19 protein-coding genes and 3 tRNA genes are annotated in these 21,180 nt (G+C 72.0%); 10 read left to right on the forward strand and 12 right to left on the reverse strand.

Features of this window, described 5'->3' with window-relative positions:
- The first annotated feature begins 93 nt into the window (after positions 1–93).
- Together ACIPXC_RS26370 and ACIPXC_RS26375 are read left to right on the forward strand one after the other, a co-directional pair.
- Entirely contained in the window at positions 94–1,212 is a 1,119-nt protein-coding gene (locus ACIPXC_RS26370; RefSeq protein ID WP_401622998.1) for a Leu/Phe/Val dehydrogenase, read from the forward strand.
- Between the two features lie 233 nt (positions 1,213–1,445).
- A complete protein-coding gene (locus ACIPXC_RS26375) occupies positions 1,446–1,757 on the forward strand; it encodes a DUF3073 family protein (RefSeq protein ID WP_304949879.1) in 312 nt (103 codons plus the stop codon).
- 79 nt (positions 1,758–1,836) lie between these two features.
- Here the strand turns inward: ACIPXC_RS26375 and purM are convergent, their stop codons facing one another.
- The 8 genes from purM to purS form a co-directional block, all read right to left on the reverse strand.
- A complete protein-coding gene (purM, locus tag ACIPXC_RS26380) occupies positions 1,837–2,907 on the reverse strand; it encodes a phosphoribosylformylglycinamidine cyclo-ligase (RefSeq protein WP_401623002.1) in 1,071 nt (356 codons plus the stop codon).
- A gap of 94 nt (positions 2,908–3,001) precedes the next feature.
- Entirely contained in the window at positions 3,002–4,519 is a 1,518-nt protein-coding gene (gene purF, locus ACIPXC_RS26385) for an amidophosphoribosyltransferase (RefSeq protein WP_046777511.1), read from the reverse strand.
- 578 nt (positions 4,520–5,097) lie between these two features.
- Entirely contained in the window at positions 5,098–5,919 is an 822-nt protein-coding gene (locus ACIPXC_RS26390) for an META domain-containing protein (protein ID WP_401623006.1), read from the reverse strand.
- A 53-nt stretch (positions 5,920–5,972) separates the two neighbouring features.
- Positions 5,973–6,755 carry a sterol carrier family protein gene (locus tag ACIPXC_RS26395; protein WP_401623009.1) on the reverse strand — a complete coding sequence of 261 codons (783 nt, stop codon included), beginning with the start codon at positions 6,753–6,755 and terminating at the stop codon, positions 5,973–5,975.
- Positions 6,756–6,772: 17 nt separating this feature from the next.
- Positions 6,773–6,985 carry a hypothetical protein gene (locus ACIPXC_RS26400; protein ID WP_401623012.1) on the reverse strand — a complete coding sequence of 71 codons (213 nt, stop codon included), beginning with the start codon at positions 6,983–6,985 and terminating at the stop codon, positions 6,773–6,775.
- A gap of 136 nt (positions 6,986–7,121) precedes the next feature.
- Positions 7,122–9,371 carry a phosphoribosylformylglycinamidine synthase subunit PurL gene (purL, locus tag ACIPXC_RS26405; protein ID WP_401623015.1) on the reverse strand — a complete coding sequence of 750 codons (2,250 nt, stop codon included), beginning with the start codon at positions 9,369–9,371 and terminating at the stop codon, positions 7,122–7,124.
- Complete coding sequence (gene purQ / locus ACIPXC_RS26410; protein ID WP_046777515.1) at positions 9,368–10,048, reverse strand: phosphoribosylformylglycinamidine synthase subunit PurQ; 681 nt, start codon at positions 10,046–10,048, stop codon at positions 9,368–9,370. The genes purL and purQ overlap by 4 nt, the downstream gene beginning before the upstream one ends.
- Before the next feature lie 2 nt (positions 10,049–10,050).
- Positions 10,051–10,302 (reverse strand): phosphoribosylformylglycinamidine synthase subunit PurS, encoded by a 252-nt coding sequence (gene purS, locus ACIPXC_RS26415; RefSeq protein ID WP_008740952.1) that lies wholly within the window; start codon positions 10,300–10,302, stop codon positions 10,051–10,053.
- 320 nt (positions 10,303–10,622) lie between these two features.
- Here purS and ACIPXC_RS26420 point away from each other — a divergent pair, with 320 nt between their 5' ends.
- The 8 genes from ACIPXC_RS26420 to ACIPXC_RS26455 all read left to right on the forward strand — a co-directional run bounded on the left by ACIPXC_RS26420 (position 10,623) and on the right by ACIPXC_RS26455 (position 15,057).
- Positions 10,623–10,940: an Lsr2 family protein gene (locus ACIPXC_RS26420; protein WP_037920109.1), complete on the forward strand. Its 318-nt coding sequence runs from the start codon at positions 10,623–10,625 to the stop codon at positions 10,938–10,940.
- Positions 10,941–11,028: 88 nt separating this feature from the next.
- A tRNA-Gly gene (locus ACIPXC_RS26425) sits at positions 11,029–11,100 on the forward strand.
- Positions 11,101–11,172: 72 nt separating this feature from the next.
- A tRNA-Gly gene (locus ACIPXC_RS26430) sits at positions 11,173–11,245 on the forward strand.
- A 143-nt stretch (positions 11,246–11,388) separates the two neighbouring features.
- A complete protein-coding gene (locus ACIPXC_RS26435; protein ID WP_401623020.1) occupies positions 11,389–12,333 on the forward strand; it encodes an ABC transporter ATP-binding protein in 945 nt (314 codons plus the stop codon).
- Positions 12,330–13,094, forward strand: coding sequence for an ABC transporter permease (locus ACIPXC_RS26440; RefSeq protein WP_401623023.1), 765 nt, complete (start codon positions 12,330–12,332; stop codon positions 13,092–13,094). Before ACIPXC_RS26435 ends, ACIPXC_RS26440 begins: the two co-directional genes overlap by 4 nt.
- Positions 13,095–13,115: 21 nt before the next feature.
- Positions 13,116–14,354 (forward strand): sensor histidine kinase, encoded by a 1,239-nt coding sequence (locus ACIPXC_RS26445; protein WP_401623026.1) that lies wholly within the window; start codon positions 13,116–13,118, stop codon positions 14,352–14,354.
- On the forward strand, positions 14,351–14,962 hold the full coding sequence (locus tag ACIPXC_RS26450; RefSeq protein WP_401623029.1) for a response regulator: 612 nt from the start codon (positions 14,351–14,353) through the stop codon (positions 14,960–14,962). Before ACIPXC_RS26445 ends, ACIPXC_RS26450 begins: the two co-directional genes overlap by 4 nt.
- A 22-nt stretch (positions 14,963–14,984) precedes the next feature.
- A tRNA-Gly gene (locus ACIPXC_RS26455) sits at positions 14,985–15,057 on the forward strand.
- A 47-nt stretch (positions 15,058–15,104) separates the two neighbouring features.
- Here ACIPXC_RS26455 and ACIPXC_RS26460 read toward each other — a convergent pair.
- The 4 genes from ACIPXC_RS26460 to purD form a co-directional block, all read right to left on the reverse strand.
- On the reverse strand, positions 15,105–16,010 hold the full coding sequence (locus ACIPXC_RS26460; RefSeq protein ID WP_401623032.1) for a phosphoribosylaminoimidazolesuccinocarboxamide synthase: 906 nt from the start codon (positions 16,008–16,010) through the stop codon (positions 15,105–15,107).
- Between the two features lie 97 nt (positions 16,011–16,107).
- Complete coding sequence (locus tag ACIPXC_RS26465; protein ID WP_401623035.1) at positions 16,108–17,595, reverse strand: N,N-dimethylformamidase beta subunit family domain-containing protein; 1,488 nt, start codon at positions 17,593–17,595, stop codon at positions 16,108–16,110.
- A 162-nt stretch (positions 17,596–17,757) separates the two neighbouring features.
- The gene (locus ACIPXC_RS26470) at positions 17,758–19,593 is read right to left on the reverse strand and encodes a hypothetical protein (RefSeq protein ID WP_401623037.1); all 1,836 of its coding nucleotides are present in this window, start codon (positions 19,591–19,593) and stop codon (positions 17,758–17,760) included.
- A 286-nt stretch (positions 19,594–19,879) separates the two neighbouring features.
- The gene (gene purD, locus ACIPXC_RS26475) at positions 19,880–21,133 is read right to left on the reverse strand and encodes a phosphoribosylamine--glycine ligase (protein WP_401623040.1); all 1,254 of its coding nucleotides are present in this window, start codon (positions 21,131–21,133) and stop codon (positions 19,880–19,882) included.
- Positions 21,134–21,180: the final 47 nt, after the last annotated feature.

A 21,180-nucleotide genomic window follows, 5' to 3' on the forward strand; every position in this document is an offset into this window, starting at 1 on the left:
ACAGATGGCCCCCATCCGGCCCACAGGTCTTACTCTGCTCCCAGCACGTCCTCCCCCACCCGCAGGGGGGCGTCTTCCCGCCGCATCTCTTCCATGGGAGTCACCACCGTGACCGAAATGACCGACGGCGTCCTGCACACCCTGTTCCGCACGGAGCAGGGCGGCCACGAGCAAGTCGTGCTGTGCCAGGACCGAGCCACCGGCCTGAAAGCCGTCATCGCAATCCACTCCACCGCCCTGGGCCCCGCCCTCGGTGGTACGCGTTTCCACGCCTACGCCTCGGACGAGGAGGCCGTGCGCGACGCGCTCAACCTCTCGCGCGGCATGTCCTACAAGAACGCCATGGCCGGTCTCGGCCTCGGCGGCGGCAAGGCCGTGATCATCGGTGACCCCGACGTCATCAAGACCGAGGAACTCCTTGAGGCCTACGGCCGTTTCGTGGAGTCCCTCGGCGGCCGTTACGTCACCGCCTGCGACGTCGGCACCTTCGTCGCCGACATGGACGTCGTCGCACGAGAGACCCGCTGGGCCACCGGCCGCTCCCCCGAGAACGGCGGCGCCGGCGACTCCTCGGTGCTCACCGCCTACGGCGTCTTCCAGGGCATGCGCGCCAGCGCGCAGCACCTGTGGGGCGACCCGACCCTGCGCGGCCGCAAGGTCGGCGTCGCGGGCGTCGGCAAGGTCGGCCACTACCTGGTGGAGCACCTGCTGGAGGACGGCGCCGAGGTCGTGATCACCGACGTCCGCCAGGAGTCGGTGCAGCGGATCCTCGACAAGCACCCGGGCAAGGTCACCGCGGTCGCCGACACGGACGCGCTGATCCGCGTCGAGGGCCTCGACATCTACGCCCCGTGCGCACTCGGCGGCGCCCTGAACGACGAGACGGTCCCGGCCCTCACCGCCACGATCGTGTGCGGCGCGGCCAACAACCAGCTCGCCCACCAGGGCATCGAGAAGGACCTCGCGGACCGCGGCATCCTCTACGCCCCGGACTACGTGGTCAACGCGGGCGGTGTCATCCAGGTCGCCGACGAGCTGCACGGCTTCGACTTCGACCGGTGCAAGGTGCAGGCCACGAAGATCTTCGACACCACGCTCGAAATCTTCGCTCGTGCGAAGTCGGACGGCATCCCGCCGGCCGCCGCCGCCGACCGGATCGCCGAGCAGCGGATGGCCGACGGCCGCCGCACCCTCCCGGTGACGGCCTCCTGAGGAGCCCTTCGCGAGGCCCGCCGGGGTGCGGCGAGACGGAACTCACTGCACTTCGGCGGGTCGCCCGCCAGGAAAGGGTTAAAATCGCAGCTGACCAGCGAGGACGGGGCGCCTTGTTGGTTCTGCACCGGGGCGCGTCATGCGGGCGGCGTACCGTATGGCCGCGGAAGCAGGTACCGTTAAACCCCTACGGACGGTCTCTCCACGGAGAGCCCGCTCCGAACCATGAACGCGTGTCAGACTCTGGGGCCGTCGAGCCCCGTCACCGAGGGGGTCGAGCCATGGGGCGCGGCCGGGCAAAGGCCAAGCAGACCAAGGTCGCCCGCCAGCTGAAGTACAGCAGCGGCGGGACTGACTTGTCGCGTCTGGCCAACGAGCTGGGCGCATCGACCGCAGAACCGCTGTCTGTCAGCGAGCCGGTCGAGGTGGACGACGACGAGCTGGACGAGGACGACCCGTACGCTCGGTACGCGGACCTCTACAACAGCGATGACGACGACGAGGACGACGAGTCCGGTCCGTCGGCACAGCGTCGCGGCGCTTGACGCCCTGAGGCGTCTGCACGACACACAAAAGACTGAAACCCGGTCCAGGGCGTAGCCCCGGGCCGGGTTTCAGTGCTGCTCAGCTCGCGTAGGAACCGGTGAGGGTCGCGCCCTCGGTGCGGTCGCCGCGGTCCAGGATCTCGCCCGCGACCCAGGCGTCCACGCCCCGGTCGGCCAGCGCGGTCAGCGCCACGTCCACCGACTCCTGCGGCACCACGGCCATCATGCCGACGCCCATGTTCAGGGTCTTCTCCAGCTCCAGCTGCTCCACCTGCCCGGCCTTGCCGACCAGGTCGAAGATCGCGCCGGGCGTCCAGGTCGCACGGTCGACGGTGGCGTGCAGGTGGTCCGGGATCACCCGGGCCAGGTTGGCCGCGAGGCCGCCGCCGGTGATGTGCGAGTACGCGTGCACCTCGGCCGTCCGGGTGAGGGCCATGCAGTCGAGCGAGTAGATCTTGGTGGGTTCGAGCAGTTCCTCGCCGAGGGTCCGGCCGAGTTCCGCCACGTGAGCGTCGAGGGACATCCCGGCGCGGTCGAAGAGGACGTGCCGGACCAGCGAGTACCCGTTCGAGTGAAGGCCGGACGAAGCCATCGCGATGACGGCGTCCCCCGTACGGATGCGATCCGCGCCGAGCAGACGGTCGTACTCGACGACGCCGGTGCCGGCGCCCGCCACGTCGAAGTCGTCCGGGCCCAGCAGGCCGGGGTGCTCGGCGGTCTCGCCGCCCACCAGGGCGCAGCCGGCGAGGACACAGCCCTCGGCGATGCCCTTGACGATGGCGGCGACACGCTCGGGGTGCACCTTGCCGACGCAGATGTAGTCGGTCATGAAGAGCGGCTCGGCGCCGCAGACGACGATGTCGTCCATGACCATCGCGACCAGGTCGTGGCCGATGGTGTCGTACACGCCCATCTGGCGGGCGATGTCCACCTTGGTGCCGACCCCGTCGGTGGCCGAGGCGAGCAGGGGACGCTCGTACCGCTTGAGGGCGGAGGCGTCGAAGAGGCCGGCGAAACCGCCGAGGCCGCCGAGGACCTCGGGGCGCTGCGTCTTCTTCACCCACTCCTTCATCAGCTCGACGGCGCGGTCTCCCGCTTCGATGTCGACGCCCGCGGCTGCGTAGCTGGCACCGGTGGTCTTCTCTGTCATGACAGGAGAGAGCTTTCGTGTCGTTACTGCGGTTGGTGCGGGGCCCTGGGAAAAGCCTGAAAGACAGGGCCCCGCGCAGGTCGAGCCGGGGACTCTACGGGCGACGGAGCGCGTCGGCGGCGTCCGCGCCGCCGGCCAGCTCGGTCTCCAGGAGCTGCTTGCCGAGGAGCTGCGGGTCGGGGAGCTCCATCGGGTACTCGCCGTCGAAGCAGGCACGGCAGAGGTTCGGCTTCTGGATCGTCGTCGCCTCGATCATCGAGTCGAGCGAGATGTAGGAGAGGGAGTCAGCGCCCAGCGAGGTGGCGATCTCGTCGACCGTCATGCCGTTGGCGATCAGCTCGGCCCGGGTGGCGAAGTCGATGCCGAAGAAGCACGGCCACTTCACCGGCGGCGAGGAGATCCGGATGTGGACCTCGGCCGCGCCGGCCTCGCGGAGCATCTTGACCAGGGCGCGCTGGGTGTTGCCGCGGACGATCGAGTCGTCGACGACCACCAGGCGCTTGCCCCGGATGACTTCCTTGAGGGGGTTGAGCTTCAGACGGATGCCGAGCTGGCGGATCGTCTGCGAGGGCTGGATGAAGGTCCGGCCGACGTAGGCGTTCTTGACCAGGCCCGATCCGTACGGAATCCCGCTGGCCTCGGCATATCCGACCGCGGCGGGCGTGCCGGATTCCGGCGTCGCTATCACCAGGTCGGCCTCGACCGGGGCTTCCTTGGCCAGGCGCCGACCCATCTCGACACGCGAGAGGTAGACGTTCCGGCCGGCGATGTCGGTGTCCGGGCGCGCCAGGTAGACGTACTCGAAGACACAGCCCTTGGGCTTCGCTTCCGCGAATCGGGAGGTGCGCAGACCGTTCTCGTCGATGGCGACGAGTTCACCCGGCTCGACCTCGCGGACGAAGCTGGCGCCGCAGATGTCGAGGGCGGCGGTCTCGCTCGCCACCACCCAGCCGCGCTCCAGGCGGCCGAGGACCAGCGGGCGGATGCCCTGCGGGTCACGGGCGGTGTAGAGGGTCCCCTCGTCCATGAACACCAGCGAGAAGGCGCCCTTGACCTTCGGGAGCACCACGCGGGCGGACTCCTCGATGGTCAGCGGCTTGCCGTCCGCGTCCACCTGGCCGGCCAGCAGGGCCGTGACCAGGTCGGTGTCATTGGTGGCGGCCACCTGGGTGGCACGGCCGTCCTGACGGGGGAGGTCGGCGACCATCTCGGCGAGCTCGGCGGTGTTCACCAGGTTGCCGTTGTGTCCCAGGGCCAGGGAGCCGTGGGCGGTCGCGCGGAAAGTGGGCTGCGCGTTCTCCCAGACGGACGCGCCGGTGGTCGAATAGCGGGCGTGACCGACCGCGATATGACCTTGGAGCGAACCGAGGGAGGTTTCGTCGAAGACCTGGGATACGAGGCCCATGTCCTTGAAGACGAGGATCTGGGAACCGTTGCTCACAGCGATTCCCGCGGACTCTTGTCCACGGTGCTGCAGCGCATACAGTCCGAAGTAGGTGAGCTTGGCGACCTCTTCACCCGGAGCCCAGACACCGAAGACGCCACAAGCGTCCTGGGGGCCCTTTTCGCCGGGGAGCAGGTCGTGGTTGAGTCGTCCATCACCACGAGGCACGCTCCCGAGTGTAGGCGAGATCGACCACTGGTCCGAATTGGGGACGGCCGGGAAATGTCACAGCACAGAGGGTGACGGCACGCCTCCGTCTCGGTATGCGGATCACCTTGTCGACATCTACGAAGACATTCGTACAGGCTCTCGATCCATGCGGCCTCTCGGTGACCGCGCCGTCACCCTCGTCGGGCGCCGGCCCGTGGACCCGGTCCGTGTCGGGAGCGCCCACTGCCGCTGCCGCGCGTCGCCACAACTCTTCCTCTCCTTTTCCCTCTTCCCATCCGCCCCGGCCCGCTCCGGCCCGCTCCGCCGCGCCGCGCGCCGACCCGCGCCCCGTCCGCAGCCGGCCGGCGGACCGCGCCCGGGAGCCCCTGTGTCTTCGTACGAGAACGAGCTGTCCCCAGGGTGCCTTCACGGGCGCCGTCGGTGTCGCCGCGGCGGCCACTGCCGCGGGGCCGGGAGCTGCCCGCACAGGCTGCCGGGACCCCGTCGGCGGGTCCCGCGGAGCGGGAGTTCCGGGCCTCCCGGGGCCGCCGCCCGTCGCGCCTGCCGAACCTCGTGCGCGGGCCGGTCCGGCCGCGCTATTCGGCGTCGGAGGGCGCCTCCGCGATCAGGCCCTTGCCGTCCGCGGCGGTGAGGGTCAGCCGACGGCCCTCGATCCGGGAGAGGAGCGGGCCGCTCTCGAACAGCTCGGTCAGCTTCGCCTCGACCTCGCCCGCCGGGCCGTCGCACGCCATCCGCGTGGTGGTGAGCGGCCCGAAGGTGAGCCGGTCGCCGTCGCGGGTGACCTGGGCACTGAACCGGTTGCAGCCGAGGGTCCCGCTCACGGACAGGTCGGCGGCGATGGTGAACCGCGCCGGACCGGCGGCCCCGGCGGGCAGCGAGGACACCGAACCGCCGCTGATCAGGGACTGCACGGTCCACTCGACGGCGGTGAGCGGCGCGTCCGGGACCACCGGCTCCGAGGTCATCGCGATCGTGCTCCCGTCGGCGGTCTTCAGGGTGAGCCGGTCGGGCCCCCGGTCGATGGTCAGCCGCCCGGTGAACAGCTTGGCGAAGGCCGTCTCGAACTCCATGTCCGGGCAGGCCATGGCGGTCGTGGCGCCGGGGGTCACGGTCACCGCGGAGGTGCCGGCGAAGGAGACGGCAGCGGTGAAGCCGTTGCAGCCGTAGTTGCCCTCGGCTTTCTTCTCGCCGAGGTCGAGTCGGGCCGTTCCGGGGGCGTGCAGGGTGCGGCCGCCCGTGGTCAGGGATTCGACGGCCCAGCGGCCGACGGGGTCGGGGAGCATCGCGCCCGCGCCGTGCTGCTCGGCCCGGCCGCAGCCGGTCGCGGCGAGCGCGAGGACGAGGACGAGGGCCGGCCCGGCGGGGCCGGGGACGGAGACGTGCCGGAGGGTACGCATGCCCCTGGGACGAACGGGATCTCCGGTCGGTTCCACCACGGCAGCGCCCCCGCTCAGCTCATCAGCGGGAGCAGCGCCGAGAGATCGGCCCGCTCACCGCCGGCCCGCACCCGCGCCGCGTCGAGCGCCTCGGACCAGGTCGTACGGCCGGTCGCGAGCCGGATCCAGGTCAGCGGGTCGGTCTCCACGACGTTCGGCGGAGTGCCGCGGGTGTGGCGCGGGCCCTCGATGCACTGGACCACCGCGAAGGGCGGGATCCGCACCTCGACCGAACCGCCCGGGGCCTTCAGGGCGAGGGAGTCGGCGAGCAGCCGCGTGCAGGCGGCCAGGGCCTGCCGCTCGATCGGGATGTCCAGCCCGGCCGCCCGGTTCAGGTCGTCGGTGTGGACCACCAGCTCCACGATCCGGGTGACCAGGAAGTCGGCCAGGGTCATGTCCCCGACCCACAGCTGGAGGACGCGCCCGCCGGGGTGCGCCGCGAGCGCCGCGGCCATGGCGTCGGCGGCCCGCTCGTACAGCTCGGGCAGCGGGGCCCCGGTCAGGGTCTCCCGGGCCGCCTCGGAGATCTTCCCGGCGAGGGAGGCGGTGGCGAAGGGCCATTCGACGGCCGTCAGCTCGGCGACGGCGGCGGGTGGCCGGGCCAGGCCGACGGCCAGCGAGTCCGCGATCCAGGCCACGTGCGCGGCGAGTTCGGCGACGCTCCAGTGCCCGAGCCCGCTGGGGCGCTCCAGCTGCTCGGGGCCCAACTCCCGTACGGCTCGTCCGACATGGTCGAACTGTGCGATCACGGCCGCTCTGATCCTGGTGTCGTCGTACTTGCGGGTCCTGGGTGCCATGCCGGGAGTCTGCCCGATCAGTCGCCGCCACCGCAGCCGCCACCGCAGCTGCTGGAGCAACTGCTGGAGCAACTGCTGGATCCGCAGCCGCCTGAGGAGCCGCAGGAACCGCCCGCGCCGCCGGGCCGCTGCGCCGCGCGCTGCTTGCGCTGCTCCTCCTCGGCCCGCCACCTGAGGGTGTAGGAGGTACCGGCCGGCCGCCACGACCGCAGGCGGGGCCGGCTGCTCACGCGGTCAGTATGCGGAGCCCTCACGGGTGCGGATACGACGGTCGTGCCACGGAACGGCAACGGCCGCTGGAGCGGTGACGTGGCCGGGCCCCGCACGGGAATTCCGTACGGGGCCCGGCACCGTTCGCTCCGTAGATCAGGCCAGCAGGGCCGGGATCGTCGCCTCGTGGGCCTCGCGGAGCTCGGCCAGGGGCAGGCTGAACTCGCCCTGGATCTCGATCTCGTCGCCGTCCACCACGCCGATGCGGGCGACCGGCAGGCCGCGTGCGCCGCACATGTCGGTGAAGCGGAGCTCCTCGCTGCGCGGGACGGCCACGATGGCGCGGCCCGCGGACTCGGAGAACAGGAACGTGAAGGCGTCCAGGCCCTCGGGGACCACGACGCGCGCGCCGTTGCCGCCCTTGAGGCAGGACTCGGCCAGTGCCTGGACGACACCGCCGTCGGACAGGTCGTGCGCGGCGTCGATCATGCCGTCGCGCGAGGCGGAGATCAGGATCTCGGCCAGCAGCTTCTCGCGGCCCAGGTCCACCTTCGGTGGCAGGCCGCCGAGGTGGTCGTGGACGACCTGGGACCAGGCCGAGCCGCCGAACTCCTCGGCGGTGTCGCCGAGCAGGTAGAGCAGCTGTCCGGCCTCCGCGAACGCCATCGGCGTACGGCGGTTGACGTCGTCGATCACTCCGAGCACGGCCACGACCGGGGTCGGGTGGATCGCCACGTCGCCGGTCTGGTTGTAGAGCGAGACGTTGCCGCCGGTCACCGGGGTGCCCAGTTCCAGGCAGCCGTCCGCGAGACCGCGGGTGGCCTCGGCGAACTGCCACATGACGCCCGGGTCCTCGGGGGAGCCGAAGTTCAGGCAGTCGGAGATCGCCAGCGGCTTGGCGCCGGTCGCGGCGACGTTGCGGTACGCCTCGGCCAGGGCCAGCTGCGCGCCCGTGTACGGGTCGAGCTTGGCGTAGCGGCCGTTGCCGTCGGTGGCCATGGCGACGCCGAGGTCGGACTCCTCGTCGATGCGGACCATGCCCGCGTCCTCGGGCTGCGACAGCACGGTGTTGCCCTGCACGAAGCGGTCGTACTGGTCGGTGACCCAGGACTTCGACGCCTGGTTCGGGGAGGAGACCAGGGCCAGCACCTGCGCGCGCAGCTCCTCGGAGGTCTGCGGGCGGGGCAGCTTGCCCGCGTCGTCCGCCTGGAGGGCGTCCTGCCACTCGGGGCGGGCGTAGGGGCGCTGGTAGACCGGGCCCTCGTGGGCGACGGTGCCCGGGGGCACGTCCACGATCTGCTCACCGTGCCAGAAGATCTCCAGGCGCTCGCCGTCGGTCACCTCACCGATGACGGTGGCGATGACGTCCCACTTCTCGCAGATCTCCATGAAGCGGTCGACGTGCTGCGGCTCGACGATCGCGCACATGCGCTCCTGCGACTCGCTCATGAGGATCTCCTCGGGCGAGAGCGTCGCGTCGCGCAGCGGGACGGTGTCGAGCTCGACGCGCATGCCGCCGGAGCCGGCGGAGGCCAGCTCGGAGGTGGCGCAGGACAGGCCGGCGCCGCCGAGGTCCTGGATGCCCGCGACCAGCTTCTCCTTGAAGATCTCCAGGGTGCACTCGATGAGGAGCTTCTCCTGGAAGGGGTCGCCGACCTGGACGGCGGGGCGCTTGGTCGGCTTCGTGTCGTCGAAGGTCTCGGACGCGAGGACCGAGACGCCGCCGATGCCGTCGCCGCCGGTGCGGGCGCCGTAGAGGATGACCTTGTTGCCGGGGCCGGAGGCCTGGGCGAGGTGGATGTCCTCGTGCTTCATGACACCGATGCAGCCGGCGTTGACCAGCGGGTTGCCCTGGTAGCAGGCGTCGAAGACCACCTCGCCGCCGATGTTGGGCAGGCCCAGGCAGTTGCCGTAGCCGCCGATGCCCGCGACGACGCCCGGCAGGACGCGCTTGGTGTCGGGGTGGTCCGCCGCGCCGAAGCGCAGCGGGTCGACGACGGCGATCGGGCGGGCGCCCATGGCGAGGATGTCGCGGACGATGCCGCCGATGCCGGTGGCCGCGCCCTGGTAGGGCTCGATGTAGCTGGGGTGGTTGTGCGACTCGACCTTGAAGGTGACCGCGTATCCCTGGCCGACGTCGACGACGCCGGCGTTCTCGCCGATGCCGACGAGCATCGCGTCGTTCTGGGGGACCTTCTCACCGAACTGCTTCAGGTGGACCTTGCTGCTCTTGTACGAGCAGTGCTCGGACCACATGACCGAGTACATGGCGAGCTCGGCGCCGGTCGGGCGGCGGCCGAGGATCTCCCGGATCCGGGCGTACTCGTCCTCCTTGAGGCCGAGCTCCTTCCAGGGCTGGGAGGCGTCCGGGGTTTTGGTGGCGTTCTTGACGGTGTCGAGGCTCATGCGCTGACCAGCTTCTTCAGGACCGACGTGAAGAACGGGAGGCCGTCGGTGCGGCCGGTCCCGATCAGCGGCTCGACCGCGTGCTCGGGGTGCGGCATCAGGCCGACGACGTTGCCCTCGGCGTTGGTGATGCCGGCGATGTCGCGGAGCGAGCCGTTGGGGTTCATGTCGAGGTACCGGAAGGCCACGCGGCCCTCGGCCTCCAGTTCGTCGAGCGTGCGCTCGTCGGCGACGTACCGGCCGTCCATGTTCTTGAGCGGTACGGAGATCTCCTGGCCGGCGGTGTAGTCGCCGGTCCACGCGGTCTCCGCGTTCTCCACCCGCAGCTTCTGGTCGCGGCAGATGAAGTGCAGGTGGTTGTTGCGGAGCATCGCCCCCGGCAGCAGGTGGGCCTCGGTGAGGACCTGGAAGCCGTTGCAGATGCCGAGGACCGGCATGCCGGCCCTGGCCTGCTCGATGATGGTCTCCATCACCGGCGAGAAGCGGGAGATGGCCCCGGCGCGCAGGTAGTCCCCGTAGGAGAAGCCGCCCGCGAGGACGACCGCGTCGACCTGGTGCAGGTCCTTGTCGCGGTGCCACAGCGAGACGGGCTCGGCCCCGGCGAGGCGGACGGCACGCAGCGAGTCACGGTCGTCGAGCGTTCCGGGGAACGTGACGACACCGATGCGAGTGGTCACCGTCAGGCCTCGACCTTCACGGTGAAGTCTTCGATGACGGTGTTGGCGAGGAACGTTTCGGCCATCTTGTGGATGCGGTCGAGGGCGGCCTGGTCGACCGGACCCTCCACTTCCAGTTCGAAGCGCTTCCCCTGACGGACGTCGGCGATGCCCTCGAAGCCCAGGCGCGGCAGTGCACGCTGCACCGCCTGGCCCTGGGGGTCGAGGATCTCCGGCTTGAGCATGACGTCGACTACGACGCGTGCCACTGGCACTCCCGATGAGGTGGTTGGTGCAAGGCGGTTCCTTCAGCGTACCCGCCCGAAATTTCTACGCGGGTAGATATCCGAGGGCCTTGATCACCGGGCTGTTTCGGCTTCACCAACGCTTCGCAAAATCCCCAGGAAAACCACCTACCCGACATTGCGGCGGGACACGCGGAGAGAATTAACTGAGCTTCGCAATGCAATGGGAATCGCGGTACAAAGGAATCAACCGGGATTCCGGCCGAAAGCCCCATTGCCCCAAAACATCCGAACAGGCGACATCGCCGCACGTCAGCAGCTGGCGGCGTCGCACGAAGGGACCGATATCCGTGGCGCAGCGCGTAGTAGTCACGCTCTCCGACGACATCGACGGCGGAGAAGCGGCGGAAACGGTCATGTTCGCCCTGGACGGTAAGTCCTACGAGATCGACCTCAATGCCGCCAACGCAAAGAAACTGCGGAAGAGCCTCGCGCCCTTCGTGGCCGCCGGCCGCCGCCGGTCACGCTCGGGGAAGACCTTCAAGCACACCTCGGTCGCGCCCGACCCGGCGGTCGTCCGCGCCTGGGCCCGGTCCAACCAGCACGACGTGCCGCCCCGGGGCCGCATCCCGAAGAAGATCTACGAGGCCTACAACGCGGCCCACTGAGGGCCGATTTGCCATCCACCCCCTCCCTTCGGCTAATGTGTGGATCACGCCGAGGGGCGAGGCCGCAGGTCAGAGCCTCCGAGGTCGTGCGGGTGTAGTTCAGTAGCAGAACATCCCTCTTCCAGAGGGAAGGCGCAGTGTGCGATTCCTGTCACCCGCTCTGCATGACTTTCCGACCACTCCGGTGGATCGGGTAGAGTGATGCACGTGCTGCTTCGGCAGTGCACTGCCTGCGGACGTAGCTCAGTTGGTAGAGCACCACCTTGCCAAGGTGGATGTCGCGCGTTCGAGTCGCGTCGTCCGCTCTGTAAGCCGAAGGCCCCGATCATCACGATCGGGGCCTTCGGCGTATTCCGCCGCATCCGGCACCGGGCCTTCTGACAAATGTCATCGCCGGTCATGACAGCGCGCACTGCCGACCCGTTCCGGGCGCCGGGACGCTTGGATCATGACTGACACCGTGATCGAAGCCCGGGACCTGCGCCGCGGCTACACCGGAGGATTCGAGGCCGTACGGGGCGTCTCCTTCTCCGTGGCGCGCGGTGAGGTCTTCGCCCTGCTGGGAACCAACGGCGCGGGCAAGACCTCCACCGTCGAACTGCTGGAGGGACTCGCCGCGCCGAGCGGCGGACAGGTCCGCGTCTTCGGCCTCGACCCGCTCACCCGGCGGGCCGAGGTCCGGCCGCGCACCGGGGTCATGCTCCAGGAGGGCGGCTTCCCCTCCGACCTGTCGGTCGCCGAGACCGTGCGGATGTGGGGCGGTGTCACCACCGGCGCCCGCCCGGCGGCCGAGGTGCTGGAACTGGTCGGCCTGGCCGCACGGTCCTCCGTACGCGTCAAGCAGCTGTCCGGCGGCGAACGGCGGCGCCTCGACCTGGCGCTGGCCCTGCTCGGCCGGCCCGAGGTGCTCTTCCTGGACGAGCCCACCACCGGCATGGACCCCGAAGGGCGCCGGGACACCTGGGCCCTGGTGCGCGAACTGCGCGAGCAGGGCACCACGGTGCTGCTGACCACCCACTACCTGGAGGAGGCCGAGGAACTCGCCGACCGCCTCGCCATCCTCCACGAGGGCGAGCTCGTCCTGTCGGGCACCCCCGCCGAGGTGACCGCCACCCGGCCCGCCCGGATCCGGTTCACCCTGCCCGACGGGGTGCCCGCGGCCCGGCTCCCGCTGGCCCTGCGGGCGGCGGCCTTCGGGCAGCGCGTGGAGATCCGTACCGAACGGCTCCAGGAGGACCTGACCGAGCTGCTCGGCTGGGCCCGGCAGGACGGCGTACGGCTGTCCGGGCTCGACGCCCGGTCGGCCTCGCTGGAGGAGGCCTTCCTGGAGATCGCCCGGAGCCACCGCGGCGCCGGCGACCGTACCGAGGACACGATGGCGGGGACCCGATGAACACGCCCACCCTGAACGCCGGCCGGATCACCGCACTCGGCCGCTCCGAGCTCACCCTGCTGGTGCGCAACCGGGCCACACTGACCCTGGCCCTGCTGATGCCGCTGCTGATGGTGTTCGTCCTGCGCTCCTCCCTCGGCGACACCGAGGGCGCCCGGGCCGTCGGCGAGGCCACCCTGACCGGCGGGATCGGCATGGTGCTACTCCTGGTCGTCCACATGAACCTGGTCTCCTCCTACGTCGCCCGCCGCGAGGAGCTCGTCCTGAAACGACTGCGGACCGGCGAGGCGAGCGACCTGGAGATCCTGGCCGGGACCGCGCTGCCCGCCGCCGCCCTCGCACTCGCACAGATCGCCGTCCTCGCGGTCGCCGGGGCGGCCGCCCTGGACGTGCGCATGCCGCAGAACCCGCTGCTGCTCGTGGCGGCCGTCCTCGCCGGCGTCCTGATGCTCGCCGCGCTGTCCGCGGTGACCAGTTCCTTCACCCGCACCGTGGAGACCGCCGGCCTCACCACGCTGCCGCTGTTCCTGGCGACCGTGCTCGGCTCGGGGCTGTTCGCCCCCACGGACACGCTGCCCGACCTCGCGGCCTCACTGTGCGAACTGCTGCCGCTCAGCGGGGTGATGACGCTCGTACGGGCCGGCTGGAGCGGCAGCGCCGGGGGCGGGGACCTGCTGGGCGCCGGGCTGAACACGTTGGCCTGGATCGTGATCAGCGTGTTTGCTGTCCAGCGGTGGTTCCGCTGGGAACCGCGCCGCTAGGACGAGTCGGGGGACAAGGCCGTGTCGAAGCTGACCGGATGGTGGAAGAACCGGAGTACCGCGGGGAAGGTCGAGCTGTACACCCGCGGGTCGTTCTACCTCTTCGTGGTCCTGGAAGTCCTGTCCTTCGGGCTGACCCCGCTGGTCGCCGCGGCCGCCGAACGCACCTCCTACGTCGTGCCCCTCGCGCTCTTCCTCATGATGTGCGCGCACGCGGCCCTGTGCGGGGTGCTCAGCTCCCGGGCGCTGCACTGGGTGGTGGGGCGGCGCGAACGCCCCACCCGGCTCGCGGTGGCCACCGCCCTGGTGTCGGCGGGGTGCGTCCTGGCCGTCCTCGCGTTGCGGACCACCGGAGAGTCCCAGGCGACCGTGGCACCGACCATGGTGGCGGGGCTCGCCTGGTTCACCTCCGGGGCGCTCGTCCTGTGCCTGAAGTCGGTACGGCGCATGTGGTACGTCTCGGCGGCGGCGGCCGTCGCCACCGGACTGGCCGCCCTGGGCCTCGGAATGCCGGCGGCGAAGGCCCTCGGGTACGCCGTCGGCGTGCTGCTGGGAGGCCTGTTCTTCGGCGCCACCTGCGGGTTCTCGGGCTGGCTGCTGAGGACCGTCTACGAACTGGACCGCTCCCGCGAGGTCCAGGCGCGGCTGGCGGTGGCCGAGGAGCGGCTGCGCTTCGGCCGCGACCTGCACGACGTGATGGGCCGCAACCTGGCCGTCATCGCCCTCAAGAGCGAGCTGGCGGTCCAACTGGCGCGGCGCGAACGACCGGAGGCGGTGGATCAGATGATCGAGGTCCAGCGGATCGCCAGGGAGTCCCAGCGGGAGGTACGGGACGTGGTGCGCGGCTACCGGGAGGCGGACCTGGCGGTGGAGCTGGAGGGCGCGCGCGGCGTGCTGACCGCGGCCGGAATGGACTGCCGGGTCGACTTCCGGCCCGACCGGGACCTGCCCTCCGAGGTCCAGTCCGCGCTGGGCTGGGTGGTCCGCGAGGCCACGACGAACGTGCTGCGGCACGGGGACGCGCAGCGCTGCCGGATCCGGCTGGCGGCTCCGGAGAGCGGCCCCGTGACGCTCGTGGTGGAGAACGACGGCGCGCCGGAGGCCCCTGCCGGGCCTCCCGGCTCGGGAATCGCCGGGCTGCGGGAACGGCTCGCCGTACTGGAAGGGACGCTGGAGGCGGGACTGGTCGGCGACGGCCGGTTCCGGCTGCGGGCCGAGATACCGGGCCCACGGCTCGATGGACTGGAGGTGCGGGCGTGAGCCCCGTACGCGTACTGCTCGCCGACGACGAGCACCTGATCCGCGGGGCACTGGCCGCGCTCCTCGCGCTGGAGGACGACCTGCTGGTCGTCGCGGAGGCGGCGTCCGGCCCCGAGGCGCTGGCGATGGCGCGGGCGCACCGCCCGGACGTGGCCGTGCTGGACCTGCAGATGCCGGGGGCCGACGGTGTGAGTGTCGCCACATCCCTGCGCGCCGAACTCCCCGACTGCAGGACGATGATCGTGACCAGTCACGGCCGTCCGGGACACCTGAAGAGGGCCCTGGCCGCAGGGGTGCGGGCCTTCGCCCCGAAGACGGTCTCGGCGCAGCGGCTGGCCGAGCTGATCCGGACCGTGCACGCCGGAGGCCGTTACGTGGACCCGGAGTTGGCGGCCGACGCGATCAGTGCCGGGGACTCCCCACTGACCGCCCGGGAGGCCGAGGTGCTGGAACTGGCGGGCGACGGGGCACCGATCGCGGAGATCGCGGAGCGGGCCTCGCTGTCGCAGGGGACGGTGCGCAACTACCTGTCCTCGGCAGCCACGAAGCTGGGTGCCGAGAACCGTCATGCGGCAGTGCGTCTCGCGAGGGAGCGAGGTTGGGTATAGTAGGTCTCGCCTTACGGCGCTTGCGGACATAGCTCAGTTGGTAGAGCACCACCTTGCCAAGGTGGATGTCGCGCGTTCGAGTCGCGTTGTCCGCTCTGTAAGGAAGAAGCCCCGGTCCTCGGACCGGGGCTTCTTCGTTTCCCTACGACCAGTCCAGACCGGTCAGGCGCTCGTACGCCTCGATGTACTTCGCGCGGGTCTGCGCGACAACCTGCGTCGGGAGGGCCGGCGGCGGGAGTTCGCCCTTCGGGTCCCAGCCGGAGGCCGCGGAGGCCAGCCAGTCGCGGACGTACTGCTTGTCGAAGGAGAGCTGCGCGCGGCCCGGCTCCCACGCGTCGGCGGGCCAGAAACGGGAGGAGTCCGGGGTCAGCACCTCGTCCGCGGCAATCAGGGTGCGGTCCTTCGGGTCGAAGCCGAACTCGAACTTCGTGTCGGCCAGGATGATCCCGCGCTCACGGGCGATATCCCGGGCGCGGCTGTAGACGGCGAGGGTGGTCTGGCGCAGCAGCGCGGCCGTCTCGGCCCCGGTGGTGCGCGCCACCTCCTCGTAGGAGACGTTCTCGTCGTGCTCGCCGACCTCGGCCTTGGCGGCCGGGGTGAAGATCGGACCGGGCAGCTCGGAGCCGTCCACGAGGCCCTCGGGCAGGCCGAGTCCGCAGACCGTGCGGGTCTGGTTGTACTCGGCGAGGCCGGAGCCGGTGAGGTAGCCGCGGGCCACGCACTCGACCGGGACCATGTCGAGGTCCTTGCAGACCAGCGTGCGGCCGGCCCAGTCGGCGGGGGCGCCGGCGGGCAGCTCGGTGGAGATCACGTGGTTCGGGACGAGGTCCGCGAGCTGGTCGAACCACCACAGGGAGAGCTGGGTCAGGACACGGCCCTTGTCCGGAATCTCGGTGGGCAGCACCCAGTCGAAGGCGGAGATGCGGTCGCTGGCGACCATGACGAGGCGGCCGTCCTCGTCCCGGTAGAGGTCGCGCACCTTTCCGGTGTGGAGGTGGACGAGGCCCGGAACCTGAACCGGCTCGGGCTTTTCTACGAATCCGGACACGGGGTCTCCCTGTGGTTCTGTATGACGCGCACCCCCGATTCTCGCGCACCCGGGTCCCCTCCCGGGGACAGGGGTGCGCCGGCCGCCCGCCGCCGTGTCAGTCGTGCTTGCAGATCCGGTCGAGGAGATTGGCCGTGGCCCGCTGCACACGCTCGTCGACGTGGCCGGGGCGGTCGAGGGCCGGGGACCAGGCGAACGTGCCGGAGGCGAAGACCAGGGAACCGCTGGGCGCCCGGTAGAGGGAGGTCTCCTGGTGGCGGCGCTGGCCCTCGCTGTCGAGGTACGGGGAGTGCGCGAGCAGGATCCGGTCCTGGTGCTCGGGGAGCTGGATGCGCGGGAAGTACCGGTCGGCCTCGCCCGCGACCAGGCCGGGCAGCTCGTCGTTCTCGCCCGCGCCGGTGGAGTCCCACAGCCAGTGCGTGGCGTTGCGCACGATCATCGGCGCGGGCTCGGGGACGCGGCCCGCGTACTGGATGCCGAGCAGTTGCTGCTCGGGGCGGTCGACCTCGCGCCAGAGGCTCGGGCGGCCCGGTCCGCGGCGTTTGCGGCAGGTGAGCAGCCGGTCGGCGACCCCGGAGGGTGACGGGGCCAGCTCGACCTGCCAGTACATGGTGTTCGCGGAGAGGAAGACGAGCGACGTCCCGTGGCTGCGGGCCCGCTCGACGGCGCGGCGCATCGGGGCCGACCAGTACTCGTCGTGGCCGGGGAAGACCAGGCCCCGGTAGCGGGTGGGGTCGACGCGGCCGGCGTGCAGGTCCCGGGTGTCGGCGTAGGCGATGTCGTAGCCATAGCGCTCGGCCCAGCGGATGAAGTCGTAGGCGTGGCCGACGTGGAGGGGCAGGCCCGCGCCCGCGTAGGGCCGGTCGAAGGAGACGGTGACGGCCGCGTCCTGCTCGCCGAGGAGCCGGCCGGCCTCGTCCCAGGCGTGGTAGAGGCTGGCGCCGGTCCGGCCGTCCTCCGGGTAGAGGTTGTAGGCCTGCCAGGTGATGTCGGGGAGCAGGAGCAGGAGGTCGGCGGGGTGGTCGTCGCGGACCGTGAAGGGGATGTGGGAGCGGTAGCCGTCGGCGGTGGTGAGGACGGCCACGTACGCGCCGACGCTCCAGTACGACGGGACCTGCAGACGCCAGGAGAGCCACCAGTGGTGGCAGGAGACGGTGCGGTCCGCGGCGAGGGGGGCCGGCTGGACGATGCCGGACAGGCGGGGGCTGGTGGTGATCTTCGAGGCGCCGTCGCCGCCGTAGTGGCCGATCCGGTAGACGTCGACGGAGAACTGCTGGGGCGGGTCGACGGTGATGTGGAAGTCGATGGCCTCGCCCGGGGCGACGGCGCCGGTGGAGGCGAAGCCCTTGATCTGGCGGTGCACGTCGTCGGCCGTGCGGGGGCCGCCGTTGCCGCGGGCCCGGGGGATCTGGCCGGTTCCGGCGGCCGCCGCGGCCGGGTCCACGTACCAGGGGACGACCTGGCCGGTGTCGTCGAAGTAGAGCTCGCTGCCCCGGAACCAGGGCAGGGGCCCCTGTCCGAAGGGGTCGTTCACCGCGTGCGCGAGCGCACCCGACTCCCACCGCCGGATCTGGTCGGTACCCATGACCGCTCCCCTCCCTCGCTCCGTCCCGCCGCGACCGGTCCCAGCACATCACATTACGCACGCGGTCCGTCACCGTTCGTCGCGAATTGGCGAGACCGGAACACTGGCATGCGCTGGTGCGTGCGGTCCGTCGCCCCACCAGGGGAGGTGGCGGGGCCCTCCTCAGACCAGGCGGACCGGCTTCTCCGTACGGACGCCCAGGGCCGACAGCCACTCCCGCAGGGGCGCCGGGTCGCCGTCCTCGACCAGGCAGAGCACGCGGGGCGCCAGATCCGCCCGGCGGTCGCCGCCGATCAGCAGGACCGGCCCGTCGAGCCAGTCCAGGCCGGGGGCGGCCCCGGCCGAGTCCACGGCCGCGCAGCACACCATCGCCGTCACATGGTCGGCCAGCAGGTCCCGGCCGCTGCGCGGCGGCTGGAGCGGGAACAGCGGTACGGCGTCCGCGCCGTGCGCCTTCCCGGCCCCGGCGGCGGTGCCCGCGGCCCGCTCCTCACGGGCCAGGTCGGCGCTGAGCCGGCCGGCCAGGGCCTCCCCGAGCGCCCCCTCTCCCGAGGCGCCGGCGAGGCAGCCGAGCACCCGCTCCAGGGTGGGCCCGGCGAAGCCGTCCACGGTGGGGGGCACCGCGCCCGAGGCCTCGATCGTGGCGGGTCCCGCCGCACCGGACGGACCGGACGGGGCGGGTGAGCCGGAGGCGCCGGCGGCGGGCGCCACCGAGGCCGCAGGAGCGGCGGACCCGGCACCGGCCGGGCTCGCGGAGCCGACGGCACCGGAGGATCCGGCGGGCCTGGCCGGACCGGCCGCCCCGGACAGGCCCGCCGCCCCGGACAGGCCCGCCGGACCGGCGAGCGCGTCCAGCGCGGTGTGCAGACGGGCCGCCTCCGTACGCCACTTGCGGTCCACGACCTCGTCCGGATACTCCGCCCACTCCACCGGGGACCAATCGGGCCCGGCCTCGGCGGGTCCGCCGTGGAAGAGCCGCGCCGCCAGCAGCGAGGTCGCCTCGTCGATCACGCCGGGCTGCTCCAGCAGGTCGCAGGCGGGCCGCTCGCCGAGCCGCGAGGTGAATCCCTCCGCCAGCCGGTCGCGCCGCGACAGCTCGGTCAGCGCCGAGACCACCCCGGCATCGAGGTGCGCGGGCCAGCGGCCCATCCGCCAGGCGGGCAGGGCCACCCGGGTCAGCAGCCGGTCCCAGCCCGCGTAGGCGAGGCCGACCTGCTCCTGCGCGACGATGCGCAGCCCGTAGTCCACACCCTGTGCACGGTCCGACGCGGCGGCGGCCACCCCGCGCTCCATCTCGGCGGCGTCCGTCCGGCACAGCCTCAGCAGCAGCCGGGCCGGGGCGGCGATCCAGCCGAGCCCGCGGCGGCTGCCCACGTCCACGGCCGCGTCCAGGCCCCGCACGAAGCCCCGCGCGTCCGCTATGTCCGGGTGCGCGGAAGGACCCGTACCGGCGACGACCGGAGCCAGGACCGCCCGCAGCTCCGCGACCCGCATCCACCACAGGAACGGCGACCCGATCACCAGCACCGGGGCCGCACCGCGCGCGGACTGGGGGCCGCCGTCCGTGCCGCCCCGGCGGTGCGCCGCATGGGCGCGGTCCTCCAGCCAGCTGTCGCAGTCCGGCGTCAGGGCTATCGCGGACGGCGGCGGCACGTCCATCCGGTCGGCCAGGTCCCGCACCAGGCGGTAGAGATCGGGGGCGGCGGCCTCGGACAGCGGCACCGTCGGCGTCACCGCCGGGCTCGCCCGCAGCACCACCGCGGCGAAGATCCCGCCGAGGAGCAGCACCAGCGCGGCCACCGCGCACACCGCGAGCGTCACGGCGCCCCAGGGCTCGCCCGCCAGCCGTCCCGTCCCCCGGGCCGCCACCAGCACCACCGCGAGGGCGGCCGGCAGCAGCGCGACGGCCAGGGCCCGGCTGCGCACGCGCAGCACGGCCAGGGCGCGGGACCGCGCGGACGGAACGCCCGCTTCCATGATCGAACCGATTCCGGACACGGCCGGTCTCACCCCCTCTGCCCTGCGGCTGCGTTGCTCACTCCCCCACTGTGACACCCGCCACTGACATCGCAAGGTCGGTGGGCCAAGTGCCGGAATGCTTGCGCCGCACCCTAGTTGGGGCGCGCCCGGCCGTCAGGCAGACAAGCTGACGATCACCCGATGGAATGGCTTTGGGTAAAGGTGGATGCGTTCGAACGAAGCCGGATGCAGTCGCACGCGGACACGCCCGCGGGCCCGGGCGCGCGACGTGCGCACCGGGCCCGCGGGTCTGCGGAGCCGCCGCTCAGCGGAGCCCGGCCGCCTTCGCGGCGATGTCCGTACGGTGCTGCGAGCCGTCCAGCCGGATGCGCGCGACCGCCGTATACGCCTTCTCGCGCGCCTGCGCCAGATCGGAACCGGTCGCCGTCACCGACAGCACGCGACCACCCGCGCTGACGACGGCGTCACCCTCGCGCCGGGTACCGGCGTGCAGGACGTAGGCGTCGGGCGCGTCCTCGGCGGCCACCTCGGCCAGGCCCTCGATCGGGTCCCCGGTGCGGGGGGTGTCGGGGTAGTTGTGGGAGGCGATGACGACCGTGACGGCCGCGTCCTCGTGCCACACCAGCGGCGGTTCGTCGGCCAGCGTGCCCTTGGCGGCGTTCAGCAGCACGCTCGCGAGCGGGGTGCGCAGCCGGGCAAGGACCACCTGCGTCTCGGGGTCGCCGAAGCGGGCGTTGAACTCGATGACCCGGGTGCCGCGGCCGGTGATCGCGAGGCCGGCGTAGAGCAGCCCGGAGAAGGGGGTGCCGCGGCGGCGCAGCTCGTCGACGGTCGGCTGGAGCACCAGCTCCATGACCTCGTCGACCAGCTTCGGATCGGCCCAGGGCAGCGGGGAGTACGCGCCCATGCCGCCGGTGTTGGGGCCCTGGTCGCCGTCCAGGGCGCGCTTGAAGTCCTGCGCCGGCTGCAGCGGGACCACGGTGACGCCGTCGGTGATGGCGAAGAGGGAGACCTCGGGGCCGTCGAGGTACTCCTCGATGACGACGCGGTCGCAGCCCAGCGCGTGCGCGCGGGCCGCCTCCAGGTCCTCGGTGACCACCACGCCCTTGCCGGCCGCCAGACCGTCGTCCTTGACGACGTAGGGGGCGCCGAAGGCGTCGAGGGCCGCGTCCACCTCCTCCGGGGTGGTGCAGACGTAGCTGCGCGCGGTCGGGACCCCGGCCGCCGCCATCACGTCCTTGGCAAAGGCCTTGGAGCCTTCGAGCTGCGCCGCCTCGGCGGACGGGCCGAAGACGGGGATGCCGACGGCGCGCACGGCGTCGGCGACGCCGGCGACCAGCGGGGCCTCCGGGCCGACGACGACCAGACCGGCGCCGAGTTCCGTCGCGAGAGCGGCAACGGCTTCGCCGTCGAGGGCGTCGACCGGGCGGAGCTCGGCCACCTCGGCGATGCCGGCGTTGCCGGGAGCGCAGTAGAGCGCGGAGACGTCGGGGTCGAGGGACAGAGAGCGGCACAGGGCATGTTCGCGGGCGCCGCCGCCGATGACGAGGACCTTCACGCTGCTCAGCCTAGCCCGGACGACCGCGACGGCTTCGTGCGGCCACC

Source organism: Streptomyces sp. NPDC090021 (genome assembly GCF_044748225.1).
Taxonomy (GTDB): Bacteria; Actinomycetota; Actinomycetes; order Streptomycetales; family Streptomycetaceae; genus Streptomyces.

Excerpts from the sequence above, each read along its gene's own strand:
- ACIPXC_RS26370 (WP_401622998.1), top strand. The coding sequence starts at position 94 with ATGGGAGTCACCACCGTGACCGAAATGACCGACGGCGTCCTGCACACC.
- purM (WP_401623002.1), bottom strand. The coding sequence starts at position 2,907 with ATGACAGAGAAGACCACCGGTGCCAGCTACGCAGCCGCGGGCGTCGAC.
- ACIPXC_RS26390 (WP_401623006.1), bottom strand. The coding sequence starts at position 5,919 with ATGCGTACCCTCCGGCACGTCTCCGTCCCCGGCCCCGCCGGGCCGGCC.
- ACIPXC_RS26395 (WP_401623009.1), bottom strand. The coding sequence starts at position 6,755 with ATGGCACCCAGGACCCGCAAGTACGACGACACCAGGATCAGAGCGGCC.
- purL (WP_401623015.1), bottom strand. The coding sequence starts at position 9,371 with ATGAGCCTCGACACCGTCAAGAACGCCACCAAAACCCCGGACGCCTCC.
- ACIPXC_RS26435 (WP_401623020.1), top strand. The coding sequence starts at position 11,389 with ATGACTGACACCGTGATCGAAGCCCGGGACCTGCGCCGCGGCTACACC.
- ACIPXC_RS26440 (WP_401623023.1), top strand. The coding sequence starts at position 12,330 with ATGAACACGCCCACCCTGAACGCCGGCCGGATCACCGCACTCGGCCGC.
- ACIPXC_RS26465 (WP_401623035.1), bottom strand. The coding sequence starts at position 17,595 with ATGGGTACCGACCAGATCCGGCGGTGGGAGTCGGGTGCGCTCGCGCAC.